Annotated in this window: 17 protein-coding genes; 10 read left to right on the top strand and 7 right to left on the bottom strand. The window is 70.3% G+C overall.

The annotated features are described in order from the left end of the window. Window positions 1–160: 160 nt before the first annotated feature. A complete protein-coding gene (locus tag AC07F0_RS08075; RefSeq protein ID WP_478975746.1) occupies window positions 161–1228 on the top strand; it encodes an SDR family oxidoreductase in 1068 nt (355 codons plus the stop codon). On the opposite strand, the gene AC07F0_RS08070 is transcribed toward AC07F0_RS08075, so the two are convergent. Next, window positions 1221–2552, bottom strand: a complete 1332-nt coding sequence (locus AC07F0_RS08070) for an activator-dependent family glycosyltransferase (RefSeq protein ID WP_478975743.1) — start codon at window positions 2550–2552, stop codon at window positions 1221–1223. The two genes, AC07F0_RS08075 and AC07F0_RS08070, sit on opposite strands and share 8 nt — an antisense overlap. A 137-nt stretch (window positions 2553–2689) precedes the next feature. Beyond that, a complete protein-coding gene (locus AC07F0_RS08065; RefSeq protein ID WP_478975740.1) occupies window positions 2690–3265 on the bottom strand; it encodes a TetR/AcrR family transcriptional regulator in 576 nt (191 codons plus the stop codon). Between the two features lie 190 nt (window positions 3266–3455). On the opposite strand from AC07F0_RS08065, the gene AC07F0_RS08060 reads away from it, so the two are divergent. The 6 genes from AC07F0_RS08060 (at window position 3456) to AC07F0_RS08035 (ending at window position 11424) form a co-directional block, all read left to right on the top strand. Beyond that, window positions 3456–5207, top strand: a complete 1752-nt coding sequence (locus tag AC07F0_RS08060) for an ABC transporter ATP-binding protein (RefSeq protein ID WP_478975737.1) — start codon at window positions 3456–3458, stop codon at window positions 5205–5207. A gap of 277 nt (window positions 5208–5484) precedes the next feature. After that, complete coding sequence (locus tag AC07F0_RS08055) at window positions 5485–6774, top strand: activator-dependent family glycosyltransferase (protein WP_478975734.1); 1290 nt, start codon at window positions 5485–5487, stop codon at window positions 6772–6774. Between the two features lie 30 nt (window positions 6775–6804). Continuing rightward, on the top strand, window positions 6805–7419 hold the full coding sequence (locus tag AC07F0_RS08050) for a dTDP-4-dehydrorhamnose 3,5-epimerase family protein (RefSeq protein WP_356030588.1): 615 nt from the start codon (window positions 6805–6807) through the stop codon (window positions 7417–7419). After that, window positions 7416–8894 (top strand): NDP-hexose 2,3-dehydratase family protein, encoded by a 1479-nt coding sequence (locus tag AC07F0_RS08045; protein ID WP_478975731.1) that lies wholly within the window; start codon window positions 7416–7418, stop codon window positions 8892–8894. The genes AC07F0_RS08050 and AC07F0_RS08045 overlap by 4 nt, the downstream gene beginning before the upstream one ends. Window positions 8895–8919: 25 nt before the next feature. Then, entirely contained in the window at window positions 8920–10128 is a 1209-nt protein-coding gene (locus AC07F0_RS08040; RefSeq protein ID WP_478975728.1) for a cytochrome P450 family protein, read from the top strand. A 21-nt stretch (window positions 10129–10149) separates the two neighbouring features. Further along, window positions 10150–11424, top strand: coding sequence for an activator-dependent family glycosyltransferase (locus AC07F0_RS08035; protein WP_478975726.1), 1275 nt, complete (start codon window positions 10150–10152; stop codon window positions 11422–11424). 60 nt (window positions 11425–11484) lie between these two features. Here AC07F0_RS08035 and AC07F0_RS08030 read toward each other — a convergent pair whose 3' ends face one another. Further along, window positions 11485–12792 carry an activator-dependent family glycosyltransferase gene (locus tag AC07F0_RS08030; RefSeq protein WP_478975723.1) on the bottom strand — a complete coding sequence of 436 codons (1308 nt, stop codon included), beginning with the start codon at window positions 12790–12792 and terminating at the stop codon, window positions 11485–11487. Between the two features lie 16 nt (window positions 12793–12808). Continuing rightward, complete coding sequence (locus AC07F0_RS08025) at window positions 12809–13636, bottom strand: NAD(P)H-binding protein (RefSeq protein WP_478975720.1); 828 nt, start codon at window positions 13634–13636, stop codon at window positions 12809–12811. Between the two features lie 298 nt (window positions 13637–13934). Between AC07F0_RS08025 and AC07F0_RS08020 the strand changes: the two genes are divergently transcribed. After that, window positions 13935–15017 carry a glycosyltransferase gene (locus AC07F0_RS08020; protein WP_478975717.1) on the top strand — a complete coding sequence of 361 codons (1083 nt, stop codon included), beginning with the start codon at window positions 13935–13937 and terminating at the stop codon, window positions 15015–15017. 61 nt (window positions 15018–15078) lie between these two features. Here AC07F0_RS08020 and AC07F0_RS08015 read toward each other — a convergent pair whose 3' ends face one another. Genes AC07F0_RS08015 through AC07F0_RS08005 form a run of 3 tightly spaced genes read right to left on the bottom strand, consistent with a single transcriptional unit; the run spans window position 15079 to window position 17467 of the window. Further along, window positions 15079–15498 (bottom strand): ester cyclase, encoded by a 420-nt coding sequence (locus AC07F0_RS08015; protein ID WP_478975714.1) that lies wholly within the window; start codon window positions 15496–15498, stop codon window positions 15079–15081. A gap of 2 nt (window positions 15499–15500) precedes the next feature. Beyond that, complete coding sequence (locus AC07F0_RS08010; protein ID WP_478975711.1) at window positions 15501–16409, bottom strand: alpha/beta fold hydrolase; 909 nt, start codon at window positions 16407–16409, stop codon at window positions 15501–15503. Continuing rightward, on the bottom strand, window positions 16406–17467 hold the full coding sequence (locus AC07F0_RS08005; RefSeq protein ID WP_478975709.1) for a methyltransferase: 1062 nt from the start codon (window positions 17465–17467) through the stop codon (window positions 16406–16408). The genes AC07F0_RS08010 and AC07F0_RS08005 overlap by 4 nt, the downstream gene beginning before the upstream one ends. 191 nt (window positions 17468–17658) lie before the next feature. Here AC07F0_RS08005 and fabG point away from each other — a divergent pair, with 191 nt between their 5' ends. Together fabG and AC07F0_RS07995 are read left to right on the top strand one after the other, a co-directional pair. Beyond that, entirely contained in the window at window positions 17659–18444 is a 786-nt protein-coding gene (fabG, locus tag AC07F0_RS08000) for a 3-oxoacyl-ACP reductase FabG (protein WP_478975706.1), read from the top strand. Between the two features lie 25 nt (window positions 18445–18469). After that, complete coding sequence (locus AC07F0_RS07995; RefSeq protein ID WP_356030616.1) at window positions 18470–19420, top strand: aromatase/cyclase; 951 nt, start codon at window positions 18470–18472, stop codon at window positions 19418–19420. Window positions 19421–19768 lie beyond the last annotated feature (348 nt).

Below are 19768 nucleotides of genomic sequence, written 5' to 3'. Positions count from 1 at the left end.
TTCGTCGTCATCCAACGGATCTGTGCAACGTGACATCCCGCAGTCGCCGACGCGTCGACTTCCGCTCGACGCCGTCCAACGGGCCCCCAGCCAGGCACGAGAGCCGTCGCCCATGCTGGCCCGGCCCAGTCGAAGCCCCCCAGAGAGGTGTGTGCGGCCCATGAGCGTTCAGGAAACCGGTGACGGAATCACCTTCATCAACACCTTCACGCTGTCCGGCTCGCCGGAGGAGTTCGAGGAGGCGTTCGCGCGGACGTCGCAATACATGGCACGGCAGCCGGGATTCGTGGAGCACACGCTCGCCAGGAACACGAAGGACCCGCAGCGGTACGTCAACATCGCCCGCTGGCAGGACGCCGAGGCCCTGCAGCGAGCCGTCGCACAACCCGAGTTCCAGGGGCATGCGGCTGCGCTGCGGGCCCTGGCCACCAGCGACCCTCAGATGTACGCGCCTCGCCGCACGGCTCGCCGGGCGCCGTCCGACGAGGCCCCGGTGGTCGTGGTCACCGGTGGCGGTACCGGCATCGGACGGGCCACCGCACACGCGTTCGCCGAGCAGGGCGCCCGGGTCCTCATCGTGGGCCGTACCCAGGACAACCTGGACAGGACGGCCAAGGGCTACGACACGATCCGGACGATAGTCGCCGATCTGACGGCCGAAGGCTCGGCCGAGGAGGTGGTGGCCGAGGCCCTGCGCGTCTTCGGCCGGATCGACGTACTGGTGAACAACGCGGCCGTCTCCCTGCACGGCACCCTCGCCGATCACACCCGCGAGCAGGACCTGACCCAGATCGGCACCAACGTGCTGGCTCCGATCGAGCTGACCCGGGCCGCCCTGGACGCGCTGGAGGCGAGCGGCGGGACGGTGGTCAACATCAGCACGTCGGGATCACTGGGGTTGCGCACCTGGCCGGGGGCGAGCGTCTTCGGGGCCAGCAAAGTGGCTCTTGACTTCCTGACCCGGACCTGGGCGGTGGAACTCGCGCCCCGCGGCATCCGGGTGATCGGTCTCGCCCCCGGGGTCGTCGACAGCGGTATCGGAGTCCGGATGGGCATGTCCGGGGAACAGTACGACGGCTTCCTTGCGGAGATGGGTTCCCGGGCCCCGGCGGGCCGGGTGGGCCGGCCGGAGGAGATCGGCTGGTGGATCACCCAGCTGGCCCGGGACGAGGCCCGTTATGCCACCGGCGTGGTGGTGCCGGTGGACGGGGGTCTCTCGCTCACCTGACGTCCGCGGCGCCGAAGCGCCGGTGCCGGGCCGTCAGGTGTTGCAGCGTCGGTACGAGGTCGCCTGGCGCGGGGGTGGCCAGCATCTCCTCGCGGAGGTCGGCCGCCCGCCGTGCGAACGAGGGATCGTCAAGGACCCGGGCCAGCAGGCCGCGCAGTTCCCCGGCGGAGAACCCGTCCACGTCCGTGATCCGCACGCCGGCTCCGGCTGCCTGCAGGCGCTCGGCCTTGCGGGCGGTGTCCCAGATCATGTCGGGGACGAGCACCTGGGGGACACCGTGAGCAAGGGCGGTCTGGAATGTGCCCGCTCCACCGTGACTGATCACGGCCGCGCAGCTGGGCAGCAAGGCGTCGAGCGGCACGAAGTCCGCGACCCGTACGTTCGCCGGGAGCCCGGCGCCCAGAGCGGCCACCTGTGCGGCATTGAGCGTGGCGACCACTTCGACGTCGAGGGTGGCGACGGCGGCCACGATCTGGGCGACGGCGGCGCGGTCCCTTCCGAACACCTCCTGCTGAGAGACGCCGAGCGTGATGCAGACACGTGGCCGGCTCGGCGGTTCGAGCACCCATGAGGGGACGACCGCGGGGCCGTTGTAGGGGATGTAGCGCATCGGGACGCGCATGACGTCGCTGGGAAGGGCGAGCGGGGAGGGGACCGGGTCGATGGTCCACTGCCCGGTGATCGCCTCCTCGGTGAAGTCGAGTCCGTACTCCTCCAGCGTCTGGCCCAGCCACTCGGCCATGGGGTCGTCCCGTACTTCAGGTGCCCGCTCTGCCAGCGCGGCGAGGTGGTGCCCACGCATCCAGCCGACCAGGTCGAGGCCGAACAGAAGGCGGGCGTGGGCGGCACCGGAGGCCAGCGCGGCGACCGGGCCGGCGAAGGTGAGGGGGTCCCACACGATCAGGTCCGGCCGCCACCAACGGGCGTACCGGACCAGGTCGTCGGTCATCTGCCAGGAGAAGTACCGGAAGATGAGCGGGCCGTAGGCCGCGAACACGCCCTGGGTGTAGTCGTGGGTGAGCCGTTCGGGGGCGGTCTCGGAGATGTCCAGGATTTCGGGCCAGGTCGCCGTGTCGACGGCGTACGGAGCGGCCTTCGTCTCGTCCTCACGTCCGGCCCACTCGTCAGCGGCGGCCGCGTCATCGGCCTGGTTGAGCGGTTCGCCGACCGTGACAGCGGTCAGCCCGGTACGGGTGATCGTGTCGGCCAGGTCCGGCTGGCTGGCGATGCGCACGTCGTGACCGGCCGTCCGCAGCGCCCAGGCGAGTGGCACCTGCGCGTAAAGATGCGACCGCGCGGCGAACGTCGTGAACAGAACCCGCATGCCAACTCCTCTGCCTCGACCGACGGTTCGGGAGACACCGTAGAGAGGCGGTGGCGGATTCCGCTCGTATCGCGCTGGAAGTACGGGAGCCGGCCCACAGTCGGCGGCGTGGTGCCGCGGACGCCGCTCCGGCTCTCTCAGCTCTGTCCTCGGATGCCGTTCTCCAGCACACGGACGACCGCGTCCGCAACACCGTGCCGTGGCAGCACACCGCGCCGGGCCGACTCACAGCCGGCGTAGACCAGGGCCCACAGGATGTCCTGGAGCCACTCCACAGCCGCGGTCGGGTCGAAGACCCCCTCCGCCTGACCGCGTTTGATCAGGCCGGTGACCATCCGGTCGACCGAGTCCAGGTCCTCCCCCGGATCGAGCTCTCCGAGGGCCCGGGGGTCGCCGTACAGAAACAGCAGCCGATCCCCGGTACCGACCAGCGCCGTCGCCAGGCGCCGCACGGCCTCAGACGGCGCCCCCTCGTCCACGGCCGCGTCCTGGACCGCCTGCCGGATCACCAGGTGCGCATCCGCGACGGCCGCCCGCAGCAGGACGTCCCGGTCGGGGAAGTAGCGGTGCAGCGTACTGCGCCCGATCTCGGCGGCCCTGGCGATGTCCGCCAGCGTCGCGGCCCGGTCCCGGGCCAGCACCTCGGCCGCCGCGCTGAGGATGGCCCGACGGGTACGACCGCGCGTTCCGGACTCCACCGATGAACTTCCCATGGCCTGAATCTAGCATAAAGCAGACTCATTTAAGATGTCGGTATACTATTGTGAGACATCAATGTCCCATTTCTAAACTTCGATGCACTAGCGAGTGTGTCGCGAGAAAGGGCACCCTATGGGCTTGGACGGCACAGTGTTAACGGACACGCCACCCGGGACTCCCCCGGGACGGTTCCCCAACCTCCGCGTGCTCTGGTCCTTCGTACGGCCGCACCGCTGGACCCTGGCGGCGGCCGCCGCCCTGACCGCCGTCACCACAGGAACCATGCTGGTCACCCCCATGGCGACCAAGAGCATCCTGGACGGCCTGGCCGACAGTGCGCCACTCGCACGCCCCTTGTGGATACTCGTCGGCCTGCTGGTCGTGGGAGGGGTCCTGGGGTGGGTACGACTGATCCTGCTCGGCCGGCTGGCCGAGCAGATCGTGCTGGATGCCCGCGTCACCATGGTGCGGCGCCTGCTGCGCGTGCCCATAGGCCGACTCGGTCGGCGCTCACCGGGCGAACTCGTCACCAGGGTCACCTCCGACACCCTGCTGCTGCGGGAGGCCGCGTCCTCCACCGCGCTGGATTTCTTCAGCGCGGTGATCACACTCGTCGGCTCGCTCGCCCTGATGGCGACCCTCGACTGGGTGTTGCTGGCCGTCATGGTCGGCGCGATCATCGCGATCGCCGGTGTGATCGGCCTGGTCATGCGCCCGCTCGCGGCGGCCCAGCAGGAAGCGCAGGCGGCGATCGGACGGCTGGGCGGCATTCTGGAGGGCGCCCTGAGGGCGATCCGTACCGTGAAGGCGAGCCGTTCCGAGACCTGGGAGAGCGACCGTGTCCTCACCGAGGCGCACAAGTCCTTCAGGCAGCGCATGCGCGCCGTGCGCATCGAGGCACTCGGCTGGACCCTGACGGGGGTGGGCTTCCAGGGCGCGATCCTGGTGATCCTCGGTGTGGGTGCCTGGCGGGTCAGCCTCGGGCAGCTGACCGTGTCCGGGCTCGTCGCCTTCCTGCTCTACGCGTTCCTGGTGGTCGAGCCCGTCACCCAGCTCAGTCAGTCGGTCTCCACTCTCCAGTCCGGAGTCGCCGCCTCCGCGCGCATCAAAGAGATCCAGGACCTTCCGGTGGAGGACATCCACGCGGTACCGCAACGGACGTCGGCTCCGGTGACGGGTACCGCGACCCCGGTGCTGACCTTTCGTGACGTGACGGCCCGTTACTCCCCGGGAGTCAGGCGGGCGTTGAACGGGGTGAGCGCGGACATCCCCCGCCAGGGACACACGGCGGTGGTCGGCCCGTCGGGCGCCGGAAAAACCACCTTGTTCTCACTCGTCCTCCGCTTCCTCGAGCCGGAGCACGGTGCCGTGGCCCTGGACGGCGTCCCCCTGCAGCAGTACTCGCTCGACGAACTGCGCCGCCGTGTGGTCTACGTCGAGCAGGACACCCCACTCCTGCCGGGAACCCTGCGGGAGAACCTGTGCTACACCCACCGCGACGCGGACGACGACGCGCTCTGGACCGTCCTTCGGGAAGTCCGGCTCGAGGAGAAGGTCCGCTCCCTGGAACACGGCCTCGACACCCCGCTCGACGGCACCGTGATCTCCGGCGGCGAGCGCCAGCGCATCGCGCTGGCCCGGGCGCTGGTCAGCCGGCCCGAGGTTCTGCTGCTGGACGAGGCGACCGCCCAACTGGACGGGCTGACCGAGTCGGCGATCCATGACGCCGTGGTCAAGGTCGCCGCCCGCGGCGCGGTGATCACCATCGCCCACCGGCTGTCCACGGTCGTCGACGCCGACCAGATCCTCGTCATGGAGGACGGCGTGTGCCGAGCCACCGGCACACACGAGGAACTCCTGGCCGTCGACGACCTGTACCGGGACCTGGTGGCGGCACTGCGCATCGCGACGATCAACCAGAGTGCCCAGGACCGGGCCGCGGCCGTGACCGGCTAGACGAGTAGGTCCGAAGTCCTCGGGGGCATGAAGAAAGCCGCCGTGTCGGGCATGCAACGACAGGGCCGAGGAACGTCGTCGAGCAAACTTCGCCCAGGCGGCTCTCGTCACCCGGTTCGTTCGCGGAGGGGGGGCATGCTGGGGAGCCGTGACGCGCTCCACGGCATGCCCCTGTGACCGTGGTCGTCGGTTTCCCGGGGACGGGCGTCCAGCCGTCGTCGATCGGGCTGCGAGGGCCGACCGGAACGCTTCGGGGCGGAAGCAGAGGAGAGCCTTGATGCGGGTCCTGTTCACGACCTTCGCCGCCAAGTCCCATGTGCACATCCAGATCCCGCTCGCCTGGGCATTGCGTTCGGCCGGCCACGACGTCTGCGTCGCGAGCCAGCCGGACCTCACCGAGTACATCTCCCACACCGGGCTGACTGCAGTGGGGGTGGGCGAGCCCCTGGGGTTGGACATCAAGATGGCCGGGGCCAACCGGCGGCGGGACACGGAGGAGCCGGCCGACGACCCGGACTTCCTGGCCGACGCCGATCTGTCCGGGCTGCTGCCCGAGCGCCGTACCCACACCTATCTGCGCAACGCCTTCGACCTCATGGCGTCCTACGTGTATCCCAGTCTGTCCTCCGAGTCCATGATCGGGGACCTGGTCGGATTCGCCCGGCGGTGGAAACCGGACCTGGTGATCTGGGACACGCACACGTTCGCCGGGGCGGTCGCCGCCACTGTCACCGGCGCGGCCCATGCCCGGCTGTTGTTCGGCGCGGACCTGCTGGGCCACTCCCGTCAGCTCTTCCTGCGGGAACTCGACCGGCTGCCTGCCGGCGAGCGCTCCGATCCCCTGGCCGACTGGCTCGGCCAGGTCCTGGACGCGTACGGCGCACCGTTCACGCAGGACATCGTCACGGGGCACTGGACCATGGACGGGCTTCCGTCCGGCATGCGGCTGCCGGTGGCGGGCCAACATCATGTGCCGGTGCGGTTCGTTCCGTACAACGGACCCTCAGTACTGCCCGACTGGCTCGGCGAGCCGCCGGACCGGCCCCGGGTCTGCCTGACCCTCGGGTCGACCGGCCGCGAGGTGCTGGGCGCGGACCGCGCCTCGGTGGCGGACCTGCTCGACGCGGTCGCCGACGTGGACGCGGAAGTGGTCGCCACCCTGTCGCCGGAGCAACTGGCCGGAGCGGGGAAGGTGCCCGACAACGTCCGGGTGGTGGACTTCGTCCCGCTGGACGCCCTGCTGCCGAGTTGCTCGGTGATCGTGCACCAGGGTGGCGCCGGGACGTTCCAGAACTCCCACCTGCACGGTGTGCCTCAGATCATCGTCCCCGATCTGCTCTGGGACTCCGAGTACAAGATGCGCTACCTGCGGTCGACCGGCTCCGGGCTCTCCGTGCCGGATGTCGACCGGTTCGACGCCGCCCAACTGCGGGACATGATCGTCCGCGTACTGACGGACCGCTCCTTCGAACGGAACGCGGCCGGTGTCCGCCGGGAGATGCTGGGCATGCCCGCGCCCCGCGACATCGTGCCGGCCCTGGTCAGGCTGACCACCGAGTACCGCTGAATACCGCTGAGTACGGGAGACACGGACAAGATGACCCTCACCATGAAATCCCGCGCACTCGCCGTCGACGGCGCCTACGAATTCATTCCACGGGTGTTCGACGACAAGCGCGGTTCCTTCACCTCTCCGTACCAGGAGAGCTCCTTCGTGGAGGCGACCGGCCATCGGCTGTTCCACGTGGCACAGACCAACCACAGCACCTCGGGGCGGGGTGTGGTGCGGGGGCTGCACTTCACGGTGTGCCCGCCCGGCACCGCGAAGTACGTCTACTGCTCCCGTGGCCGGGTACTGGACATCGCCCTGGACATCCGCGTCGGCTCGCCCACCTTCGGTGCCTCGGACAGCGCGGTCCTCGATCCGACGAGTTGCCACGCCATGTACTTCCCCGTGGGGGTGGCACACGCCTTCGTGGCGCTGGAGGACGACACCGTGGTCTCGTACCTGCTGTCGGGCGAGTACGTGCAGGACGACGAGAAGGCCCTGTCCGTGATGGACCCGGCGCTCGGACTGCCGATCCCCCAGGACATCGATCCGATCATGTCCGAGCGGGACACCGAGGCGCCCACCCTGGCCGAGGCCCGGGCGGCGGGGCTGCTCCCCGATTACGGGAAGTGCCTGGAGATCGACCGGGAGCTGTGGTCATGAGGATGCTCCCCGGATCCGCCGAGACACCCCGGCGCCTCGCCGAGTCCCTGGCTCACGGGACCGATCCCGAGAACATCGCGGGGCGCGTGGCGCACATCCAGCAGTGGTTCACCGACTTCGGCCGGTACAGCTACACCGATGTGACACCGGTCCCGCTCAGCGGCCTCAAGGGCTGGCACCATGACCCGGCCACCGGTGACATCCGCCACGACAGCGGCAAGTTCTTCACCATCGAAGGGCTCGCTGCGCACCTGCCCGGCGGGCCGGTGCCCGAGTGGACTCAGCCGATCATCAACCAGCCGGAGATCGGGGTTCTGGGCCTGCTGGTCAAGGAGACCGACGGCGTCCTGCGGGCTCTGGTCCAAGCGAAGGTCGAGCCGGGGAACCGCAACGGTCTCCAGCTCTCCCCCACCGTGCAGGCCACCCGTTCCAACTACACGCGAGTCCACCGGGGCCGCGCGGTGCCTTATCTCGAGTTCTTCCGCGACCACCGGAACCATCACGTGATCGCGGATGTGCGCCAGTCGGAGCAGGGTGCGTGGTTCTACCGCAAACGCAACCGGAACATGATCGTCGAGACCGCCGACGACATCGAACTCCGTGACGGCTTCACCTGGCTGACACTCGGCGAGCTGTACGCGATGCTCGCCGAGGAGGACCGGGTCAACATGGATCTGCGGAGCGTGCTGTCCTGTCTGCCGCTGTCCGTACCCGACCTCGACACGGTGCTGCGCAGCGACGGCACAGGGTTCCGAGGTGCCCTTGTCCGCTCCTGCCATCCGTCGGCCCATACCCACCACTCGTTCGGTGAGCTGCTGCACTGGCTCACCGACGTCCGTACCAAGACGGACGGGTCCACCGACCGCATCCCGCTCAACTCGGTGCGGGGCTGGCGGCGCACCGCTGAGACCATCGCGCACGAGAGCGGGCAGTTCTTCTCGGTCATCGGCATCGAGGTGACCGCGCGTGGACGGGAGGTCTCCCACTGGACCCAGCCCATGCTCCAGCCCCGGAGTCAGGGCGTGATCGCGCTGCTCGTGGCGCGGATCGACGGTGTGCTCCACGCCCTCATGCACGCGCGCGTGGAGCCCGGCTACCTGGACGTCGCCGAGTTGGCGCCGACGGTGCAGTGCATCCCGGACAGTGTGGCTGTACTGCCGGCCGAGGCCCGGCCACCGTTCCTCGATACCGTGCTGTCCGCGGCTCCCGCCCGGGTCCGCTACGACACCGTGCTGTCCGAGGAGGGCGGGCGTTTCTACCAAGCCCTGAGCCGCTACATGATCGTGGAGACCGAGGCGGAGGAGACCGAGGAGCATCCGGAGTTCCGCTGGATCGCCGTCCATCAGTTGATGGAGCTGTTGCGGCACAGTCACTACCTGAACGTGCAGGCACGCAGCCTGGTGACCTGTCTGCACGGCCTCCTCGCAGCCCCGGAGCCCGTCGTGCCGAGCACAGCGGGAGTCGAGGGAAGCTAGAGCGGCCGGGCCTACGTTCAGTGGCATGATTTCCACCAAGACCGACAGCGAGCTGGGCCCCGAGCTTATGACGCTCCGCGGCATGCAGTGGATCTACGGCATCAAGGGCGACCCGTACGCGCTGCTGCTGCGCGCCGAGAGCGACGACCCGCACGAGCTCGGCCGACGGGCCAGGGACCACGGGGCGTTGATGTGGAGCACCGCCGAGAGCTGGGTGACGGCACGGTACTCCACCGCGGCAGCGGTCCTGAACGACCCTCGGTTCGGGGTCCGGTACCCGAAGTCGGCGAACGGTGCCGACGAGGTCAACCCATGGCAGGTCCCTGCCATGCACGACATCCTGCCGCTGGACGACGTGTACCTGGCCATGGACCGTGAGGTCTACCGGCGGCTGCGCGAGGTGACCGTCGCGGCCGTCGGCACGGACTTCGCCGCCCGCACAGCCGAGCAGCCCGAGACCGAACTCGAGCGGCTGGGAACGGCCTTCGACCTGATGACCGACTTCGCTCATCCGCTCGCCGCAGGCGCCCTGGCCGGGGTGCTGGGAATGGCCGACGCGTCGCGGTTGGCGGCACTGTGTGCGGCGACGGCTCCCGCGCTGGATGCCACCGTGTGTCCGCCGCGGATGGCCACGGTCCGGGAGCTGATCACGGCGGCCCGTGAACTCCGCGGTCTGCTCGCGGGGCCGGCACCCGAGGATGTCACCGCCGACCGGTTCGCGGCGCGGATGCTGCTCGCCGTCGCCGGGGTGCACCTGGCCGCCAATCTCACAACGAGGACGGTCTCGGCCCTGCTGGACCGTCCCGACGTGTGGACCGCGGTCCGCGAGGACCCGGAGCTGAGCGCCGCGGCCGTGCGGGAGACGGTGCGCCACACCCCTCCGGTGCGCCTGCAGAAGCTCTTCGCCTACGAGGACGTGGAGCTGGCGGGCACGCTCGTCCCGGCCGGTGCCGAGGTGACCGTTCTGGTGGAGGCCGCGCAGCGGGACCCGGACGCGTTCACGAACCCGGACCGCTTCGAACTCTCCAGGACGGATGCGCTGGAGTCGCTCGTCTTCACCGACGACCTGTACACCGGGGTGCTGGAGCCGTTCGCGGTGCCGGTGGCCACGGCCGCGGTGACGGCGGTCGCCACCCGGTGCCCCGGGCTGCGCCGGGCCGAGCCTGAACTCCGGCGCCTTCGCGCACCGGTGACCGGCGGTGTGCTGTTCTTTCCCGTCACGACGGTCGGCTGAGGGGTTCCGATGCGGGTATTGATGACCTGTTTCGCGGAGGCCAGCCACTTCAGCGGCTCGGTGCCGCTGGCGTGGGCGCTGCGTACGGCCGGCCATGAGGTACGGGTGGCGAGCCAGCCGGCGCTGACCGGCACGATCACCGGGGCCGGGCTGACAGCGGTGCCGGTGGGCAGCGATCCTGCCCTGCACACCGTGCTTGGTGCGGTGGGAGGCGACATCATGGCGCTGCACGACGTCGCGGACTATCTGGAGAAGCGGCACGAGAAGCTGCCGACGGCGTTCCTGAAGGGCCATGAGACGGTCATGACGGCGCTCTTCTACTCCTGGATCAACAACGAGTCGATGGTCGACGACCTGGTGACGTTCGCCCGTGCCTGGCGCCCCGACCTGGTGATCTGGGAACCGTTCACGTTCGCCGGGGCGGTCGCCGCCCGCGCGAGCGGGGCAGCCCACGCTCGGCTGCTGTCGTTCCCCGACATGTTCGGCAGTACGCGCGGGCTGTTTCTCGACAGGCTTGCGGCCGGCGCCGCCGAGCATTACGACGACACCCTCGGCGAGTGGCTGAGCTGGACACTCGGCCGTTACGGCTGCACCTTCGACGAAGAGGCCGTCACCGGGCAGTGGTCGATCGACCAAATGCCGCCGAGCATCCGGCTGTCACTCGGGCACGCCGTCGTGCCCATGCGCTACATCCCGTACAACGGGCAGGTCCCGACGGTGGTGCCCGACTGGCTGTGGGCACGGCCCGAGCGGCCTCGGGTGTGTGTCACCGCGGGGATGACCGCCCGTGCCACCGGTGCGCCCAACGCGATCCTCGCCGACGAGGTCTTCGAAGCGGTGGACGGCCTGGACGCCGAGGTGGTCGCGACCCTCAACGCGGCAGAGCAGGAGTTGGTCGGCACCGTTCCGGACAACGTCCGGGTCGTCGAGCACGTGCCGCTGGAGGCGCTGCTGCCGACGTGCTCGGCGATCGTGCACCACGGCGGGGCGGGCACCTGGGCGACGGCCACCGCGACGGGAGCGCCGCAGATCTCGCTCGGCGGCGTGTGGGACGTGGTCTACCGGGCGAGGCGGATCGAGCAATTGGGCGCGGGGCTGTACCTGCCGCCCGGCGAAGTGTCGGCGAATAACCTGCGGGCCGCCCTGGTGAGGGTCCTGGAGGAACCCGCGTTCCGGCAGCAGGCAGAACTGCTGCGCGACGAGGTGCGGTCGGAACCCCACCCGAACGAGGTGGTGGGAGTGCTTCAACGGCTGACGGCGCGCCGCCACGGCCGGACGGCTACGGCGGCGCGCTGACCGGGCGGACCCCTCACCCTCGAGCCGGGCCCCCGGAACCGGCCTCCCCCCAGGGGAAGATCAACGCCGGTGAGCCTCGGTCAGCCGTTCCAGGGCGGGGATGATCTCGCGAGGCGTGGGCGCACCGACCATCTCTCGGCGCAGCGCGCCCGCGCGGGCCGCGAAGGACGGTTCCTCCAGGACCCGAACGAGCATGTCCCGCAGGCCGTCGGCGGTCAGTTCCCGCGCGTCACGTATGTGGAGTCCGGCGCCGGACTCCGTGACGCGCTGCGCCTTGAGAAGGTTGTCCAGCATCGGCGCGGTCGCCACGACTTGCGGGACCCCATGGGCCAGCGCGGTCTGGGTCGTACCCGAGCCGCTGTGGTGGACGATCGCCGAGCAACTGGGGAGCAGGGCGTCCAACGGAACGAAGTCCACGGTCCGGACGTTCTCGGGGAGCCGCGGGACCTGGGCGAGCTGGTCGGCATTGAGAGTGGCGACCACTTCGACGTCGAGCGTGGAGACGGCGTCGAGCAGTTCCGCGATCGGCGCGCGGTCACCGCCCAGCAGTTCGCGGAACGACCGGCCGAGGGTGAGGCAGACCCGGCGTCGGCGGGCAGGGGCGCGAAGCCAGGCGGGGAGGGTGACAGGTCCGTTGTACGGCACGTACCGCATCGGCACATACGGATGGTCGACGTCCAGACGCAGCGAGGCCGGCACGGGATCGATGGTCCACTGTCCGACCACGGCCTCCTCGGCGAACGCGCATCCGTAGCGTTCGAGCAGCGGGCCGAGCCACTCCTCGAACGGGTCCTCCCGGTGCTCCGGCGGCCGCTCGCGCAGAGCGGCACGGTAGCTCTGGCGCATCCGGCCGATGACGTCGAAACCGAACATGAGCCGGGCGTGGGCGGCGCCCGTGGCCATGGCGGCGACCGCTCCGGCGAAGGTCGTCGGATCCCAGATCACCAGGTCGGGCCGCCACTGCCGGGCGAAGCGAACCAGGTCGTCGACCGTCCGGGGCGAGGAGTTCGGCCGGAAGCCGTGCGTGGCCCAGGCGGTGAGAACGCAGTGCATGTAGTCGTATGTCAGCTTCTCCGGGCGCAGCTCACACAGGTCGAACAGGTCCCACGCGATGCCCCCCTGAGCGGTCCAGATGTTCCCCTCGGCACTCACCTCCTCTTCCGGCAGTGGGGCGACGTCGTCCCACTGGCCCGGGTCGAGGGCCTCCCCGACCCGGACCGCGGTGAGGCCGGAGCGGACGATGTCGTCGGCGATGTCGGGCTGGCTGGCCACGCACACCTCGTGCCCCGCGGCGCGCAGCGCCCAGGCCAGGGGAACCTGGTGGTGCAAGTGGGTGGTGGCACCGATGGTGCTGAACAGTACGCGCATCAGCGGCCCTCGTGCGTCACAGGAAGTCCGCCCGGTGGTCGGCGGCCCATTGGGCGAGGTCGCGGCCCGGGGCGCCGGTGAGCCGCTCGACCGTGTCGTACACCGGGGCAGGCCGTTCCACCCAGGCCGCCTGGAAGGCGAGGATGTAGTCGGCGACGGCTTCCGGCAAGCCCTGCCGGATCATGTCCGCCCGGGCCTGGGCCGGGGTGATCTCCTCGAAACGCAGGTCGCGGCCGAGTCCGGCGGCCAGGGCCCGGACCTGTTCGCGCACGGTGAGGGCCTCGGGCCCGGAGACCCCGTACACGGCGCCCTCGTGACCGTCCTCCACCAGGGCGGCGACCGCGACGGCAGCCACATCGGCCTCGTGCACGGGGGCGCCGGCTGCCTCCGGGTAGGCGGCGCGTACGACGCCCTCCTCGCTGATGGAACGACCCCACAGGTTCAGCTTGTTGGCGGCGAACTCCCCCGGCCGGACGTGGATCCAGGCGACGCCGGTCCGCTCCACGGCCTCCTCGACCGGGCGATGGTGGTCGGGATCGCTGCCATCGGTCACCGCGTCGGAGGAGAGCACCACGATCCGCCGTACGCCCGCTTCCGCGGCGAGGGCCGCGACTCGCGGGGCGGTGGACGGCTCGGGGAACAGGTAGAGCCGCTCCACGCCGCTCAGGGCGGGGACCAGGCTCTCGGGCCTCAGCAGATCGCCCGGGAATACCTCGACGGCATCGGGCAGGGCCGCGGTTTCCGGCGCGCGGGTCAGGGCGCGGACGGGTAAGCCGGCCTCCACCAGGAGGTCGACCACGTGGCGGCCGACGCTCCCGGTGGCTCCGGTGATCAGGTAGGTCATGGTGAGTGGTCCGTTCGGTCGCGGAACAGGATCAGTCCCGGGCGGCCTGGAGGCTCGAGCAGTCGGCCGTGCCGCCGAGGATGTGCGCAGTGTCACGGCTTTCCCCCGCAATCCGCTGGAGCCGACGGGCCGGCGGATCGACCGGTCGTCGGCCGTCACGCGAGAGCCCCCTGGGACGCTCGCCGGAGCTCGCGCCCCGGCCGCCCGGATGCCCGGGCGCACTTCGTCGACCGCCGACAGGGGAATCATGCGCGCCTTGTTCGTCACATCACCTGTGCTCAGTCATGCTTTTCCGACAGTGCCGCTGGCACACGCACTGCGAGCGGCGGGGCACGATGTCCGTTACGCCATCGGCGACGCGCTTAACGCGGTCACCGAGGCGGGCCTGCACGCCGTCGACATCACGCCGGGCCTGGACTACGCCCCCCTCTGGATGCCGGAAGGCACCGACGATCCGATGCACGTCAAGGACGCCGGGGTGGAGTTCCTGGCCGAGTTGTTCGGCAGGGTCTCCGGGGCCGAGGTCGACGGGGCTCTGGAGCTGGCCCGGTCCTACCGGCCGGACCTCGTCGTGCACTCGGCCGCGCAGGGTGCAGGCGCCCTGGTCGCCGCCGCGCTGGACATACCGTGTGTGGAACTGCCGTTGGGTCCGGCGGACAGCGACCCGCGGCTGGCGACGCTGCTTCGGGAGGCCATGAAGGCCGACTACGAACGTCACGGGATCACCCGGACGCCACGCAGCACCGTGCGGCTCACCACCGTCCCAGAGCGGCTCGCCCCGCTGCTTCCGGGGGAGCGCCGGCCGGAGCACGAATGGCCGGTGCGGTTCATCCCCTACAACGGCGGCGGGGTCCTGCCCGGCTGGCTGAGCCGGCCCCCGGCCGGACGGCCCCGGATCGGGGTCACGCTGGGATCGATCGGGGCCCAGTGGGGCGGGATCACCGTGCTGGCGTCTTTGATGGCGGCGGCGAGCCGGATCGACGCGGAGTTCGTCGTCACCTTGGGGGGCGGCGATGCGGAACTGCTCGGCGAACTACCGGACAACGTCCGGACCATCGAGTGGGTGCCGCTCGCGCCGTTGCTGGAGACCTGTGCCGGGATCGTGCACCACGCGGGGTCGGGAACGCTGCTGACCGCGATGACCCTCGGAGTGCCGCAGTGTGTCATTCCCGACGGTTCCTACCAGCGGGCCAACAGCGATCTGCTGGAGGGAAGCGGAGCCGGCTTCGCGACTGACGCGGCGACGCTGGGCGCGGCGGAGTGCCGGCGGTTGCTGGAGGACACGGCGCTGCGCACGGCGGCCCGGGGTCTGCGGGAGGAACTGCGGGCCATGCCGAGCCCGGCCGCGCTCGTCCCCGCACTGGAGGAGCTGGCGGCCTGAGACGACCGGTGCCGGGTTCCCGCACGGAACGGGAACCCGGCACGGTCGTCCGGGCGTCGGGTCAGAGGCCTTCGGGGACCCGGCCCAGGGCGCGGTAGAGGGGCGAGAAGTTCATGACGTCCCAGTGTTCGACCACCTCGCCGCGGTCGTTGAACTGCAACTCTTCCAGGTAATGCCAGGTGACGCGTTCACCCGTGGCGGGGACCCCCATGAAGTCGCCCCGATGGGTGGCGGTGACGGTGATCCGCAGCATCACCCGGTCACCCTCGGCGACGATGCTCTTCGCCTCCAAGCGGAGGTCGGGGAAGGACTTCAGGGAGCCTCGCATGATGTCCGCGATCAGGTCGGCGGGCATGGGACGTCCGTCCTCGTCGTAATGGACGGCGTCGGGTGCCCAGAAGGCGATGACCCCCTCGGGTTCCCCCCGGTTCCACGCGGCGACCATCTCCAGGGCGCGGCGTTTGTTCTCGGCAGGTGACATGGCTAGTGGCCTCCTCGGGACCGGACGGTCATGGCGTGCCCCGCGATGGCTTCGGCGAGCGGGGTGTGCACGGCGCCGGGCAGGGCATGGCCCATGCCGGGGATCTCGACGAGCCTGGCGCCGGGGATCTGTTCGGCCAGGTGGCGGCCGTGCGGGGGCGGGGCGATGGGATCGTTGAGAGCCTGGATCACCTGCGTGGGTACGCGAACCCGGGCCAGTTCGGCGGCGCGTTCCCGGGGGTGGGAGGGGAGCATGTGGTGGGCTACCGGCTCGGTGGCGGTGCCCGCATGGTCGGCTGCCTCCTGCTCCCACCGGCGGAACTCATCCGGGTCGAAGGGGATCTGGTCGCCGGAGAAGATCCGGGAGCGTTCGACTCGGCGGTCGATCTGGGCGGCGGGTCCGTCAGCCGGCTCGGACATCAGGGCGAGGACGTCCAGCAGGGCCGGCTTCGGCAGGGGCAAGCCGTCGACGGACGCCTCGCCCTTGAAGAGGCGTTCGATGTTGCCGTCGAAGTCGACGTCCAGGCCGCCACCGAGCATCAGCGTGAGGCTGAGCAGCCTCTCGGGGTGGTCCAGGGCGAGAAGCTGAGCCATGATCGTGCCCATGGACATGGCCACCACATGGGCGGCGGGGATGTCGTGGGCGTCGAGGACGGCGATCGCGTCCCGGGCCATGTCGGCGTACGTGTAGGGGTGCGCGGCGAAGTCCCGGGCGGTGGAACGGCCGGTGTCCCGGTGGTCGTAGCGGACCACCCGCAGTCCGCGCGAGGTCAGCTGGTCGACGAACTCCCGCGGCCAGGCCCGGGAGGACTGGTTGCCTCCGGCGATCAGGAGCACGGGCGGTCGGGCCGGACCCCCTAGCTCCTCGCTCCACAGCTGCACGTCGGAGGACAGGGCGATGCGCTCGGTCATGCGGGACTCATCTCGATCAGGCAGAAGTCGAAGGGCACGACGGGGGAACTGAGCGGCGATATCACGGAGGTGACGGTCAGTCCGGCGGAGTCGGCGAGGGCGTACCACTCCTCAGTGGTACGCACCCGGCCGCCGAGGAAGACCAGCATGCGCAGGTCCAGGACGCTGAAGTAGCGGTCGGACGTGGAGACGTCAGGCCCCTGGGCGGGCTCGGCCCGCTCCCGAAGCAGGATGCGGCCGCCCGGCTCCAGGGCGTCGCGACAGCGCTTGAGTATGCGCGCGGCCTGGTCGTCCTGCCAGTTGAGCAGAATCATGGAGAGCAGCACCAGATCGGCCCGGACCGGGAGTTCGTCGAAGAAGTCGCCGGCGAGCACGTCGATACGGTCCGCCAACCCGGCGGCGGCGATCCGCTCGCGGGTTCGGCCCGCGGGCCCCGGTAGGTCGAGGACGGTACCGCGCACCTGCGGCGCGGCACGTGCCACGGACTGGAGGAACCCGCCCGGGGCACCGCCGACGTCGAGCACATGGCGCACCCCGCTCCAGTCGTACGCGGCGATCGGGACGGCGTGCACCACCTCCTCCTCGGTGGCCATCAGCCGGTCGAATGCCTCGCCCAGTGCCGGGTCGGCCGACAGGTCCTCCCAGAACGGGCGTCCGTAGAGCGCCTCGTAGGTGGGCAGGCCGGTGCTGACCGCGTCCAGCAGACGGGTGAAGGCCAGGTCGGCACGGCCGACGGGCTGGTCGAGGGAGAGCCAGTGGCGCTGCTGTACGGGGTGGTCGTCGGCGAGCAGCAGCCCGACCTCGGTGGGCTCGAACGTGCCGGGAGCGCTTTCGCGGTACACGCCGACAGCGGCGAGGTGGCGGATCAGGCGGTGCAGAGCGCCCGGGTCCGTGTCGGTCGCCGTGGCGAGAGCCGGGGCGTCGGTGGCGCCGGAGAGCATGTGGTCGGTCAGCCGCAGGGTCGCCGCGACCCGCAGCGCCATGGGGGTCACCAGGTCGCACATGCTGATCAGGGTGTCCATGGGGGTGCCGTCGTGCTGCCTGCTGGAACTCGTCACGTGGGCGTCTCCCGAAGTCGCCGGCCGGCTCCGCCCCGGCTCGTTGCCCGCGAGTGTGCCGCCTCCCTCTCGCAAGCCTCTCGACGACCGCTGGGTGCGCGCCGGACCACCGGAGCGGTCCAGTCCAGTGGGGTACGAGGGACCGCTGGCAGCCTGGGCCGTCACGATCACCGCTCTGGTGAGGGGATGGCATGACGAGTAAGGATCCAGGCGTCGCCGTGGTGACCGGCGCGACCAGTGGTATCGGCGCGGCGGTCGCATCCCTGCTGGCCGAGCGCGGCCATCAGGTCTTCCTGTGCGCCCGCGACGCGACGCAGGTGGACGCGGCTGTCGAGCGACTGCGCAAAGAGGGGCACGAGGTGGACGGGCGTACCTGCGACGTGCGCTCCACGGAACAGATCCACGCGTTGGCCGAGGCCGCGGTCGAGCGCTACGGGCCGATCGGTGTGCTGGTGAACAACGCGGGTCGCAGCGGCGGCGGGAGCACCGCCCAGATCTCCGACGAGCTGTGGCGGGACGTGATGGAGACCAATCTCGACAGCGTGTTCCGCATGACCCGGGAGGTCCTCACGACGGGCGGGATGCTGGAGCGGGGCGCCGGCCGGATCGTGAACATCGCCTCCACCGGAGGCAAGCAGGGGGTGATGTTCGGCGCCCCCTACTCGGCCTCGAAGCACGGTGTTGTCGGCTTCACCAAGGCCCTGGGTCTGGAGCTGGCCAAGACGGGAGTGACCGTGAACGCGGTCTGCCCCGGTTACGTCGAGACACCCATGGCGCAGCGGGTCCGCCAGGGTTACGCGGAGTTCTGGGAGACCTCGGAGGACGACGTCCTGAACCGGTTCCAGGCGAAGATCCCGCTCGGTCGGTACTCCACTCCGGAGGAGGTCGCGGGTCTGGTCGGCTACCTGGTCACCGACACGGCCGCCTCGATCACCGCGCAGGCGCTCAACGTCTGCGGCGGCCTCGGCAACTACTGAGCACGGATGCAGGGAGAGGGGACCCATGACAGAGCCGGTGACGCACGAGACCGAGCACCACATCACCGTGGCAGCCGCCCCAGAAGTGGTGTACGGACTGATCGACGACGTCTGCGACTGGCCGGTGACGTTCCCGCCCACCGTCCACGCCGAACGGATCGAACGGTCCGGGGACAGTGAGCGCATCCGGATCTGGGCGACGGCCAACGGCGAGGTGAAAGGCTGGGTGTCCCGGCGGGAGCTGGACCGTGCGGGCCTGCGGATACGGTTCCGGCAGGAGGTGTCCCGGCATCCGGTGGCCGCGATGGGCGGCGCGTGGGTGCTGGAGCCCCAGCCGGGGGGCGGCACCCTGGTCCGGCTGCTGCACGATTTCCGCGCGGTCGACGACGACCCGGCGCGGGTGGAGTGGATCCGCCAGGCCGTGGACCGCAACAGCGACAAGGAACTGGCGGCACTGCGGGACGCGGCAGAGACGCGGGAGCGGCGGGCCGGGCTGCTGTTGTCGTTCTCCGACAGCGTGCGGGCCGCCGGCGCCGCCAAGGACGTGTACGACTTCCTCGACCGGGCCGACCGCTGGCCCGACCGGTTGCCTCACGTTGCCCGGGTACAGTTCACCGAGGACGTCCCACAGCAACAGGTACTGGAGATGGACACCCGCACGGCGGACGGCTCCACCCACACCACCCGCTCCGTTCGCATCTGTTTCCCGTACGACCGGATCGTCTACAAGCAGTTGCTGACCCCGGCCCTGATGACCGCACACACGGGTGAGTGGACGGTCCGGGAGGACGGCGAGGACACCGTGATCACCAGCAGGCACACGGTGGTCGTCAACCCGGAGGCGATCGGCGCCGTCCTGGGCGCGGGCGCCGGGATCGCCGAGGCTCGGGCCTTCATCCGCGACGCACTCGGCCGCAACAGCACCGCCACCATGGTGCGTGCGAAGGAATACGCCGAGGACGGCGCCCGCAGCTGAACCGGAAAGGCAACCGCCACGCGTGTCCTGTTCACGACGACGTCGCAACCTCCCACGTGCGTGCGCGAGTTCGCGGGCGTGGGCGTTGCGTGTCGCCGGGCACAGGGTGCGCATGGCAAGTCAGCGGCATGTCACAGCCCGGCTGATGTCACGGTGAACTCCCTTTCGACGTTCGATCGACCACGTGTGCCGCGGGCACCGCCTGGCCCTCTGGAACGACCCGTGGCCGAATATAGACAGTGCCCCCTGCGATTTATCTCGACTTTACACAGGGCGCGTCGGGCAGAACATCACAGCAGCAGCCCGTCAAATGCTTTTCCCTCTCTTGGTCAAAATTTGAACAGCCAT

It is taken from the genome of Streptomyces sp. NPDC045955 (assembly GCF_056430805.1).
The sequence above is the reverse complement of the archived record's forward strand: the minus strand, read 5'-3'. Positions and strand labels throughout refer to the sequence as shown.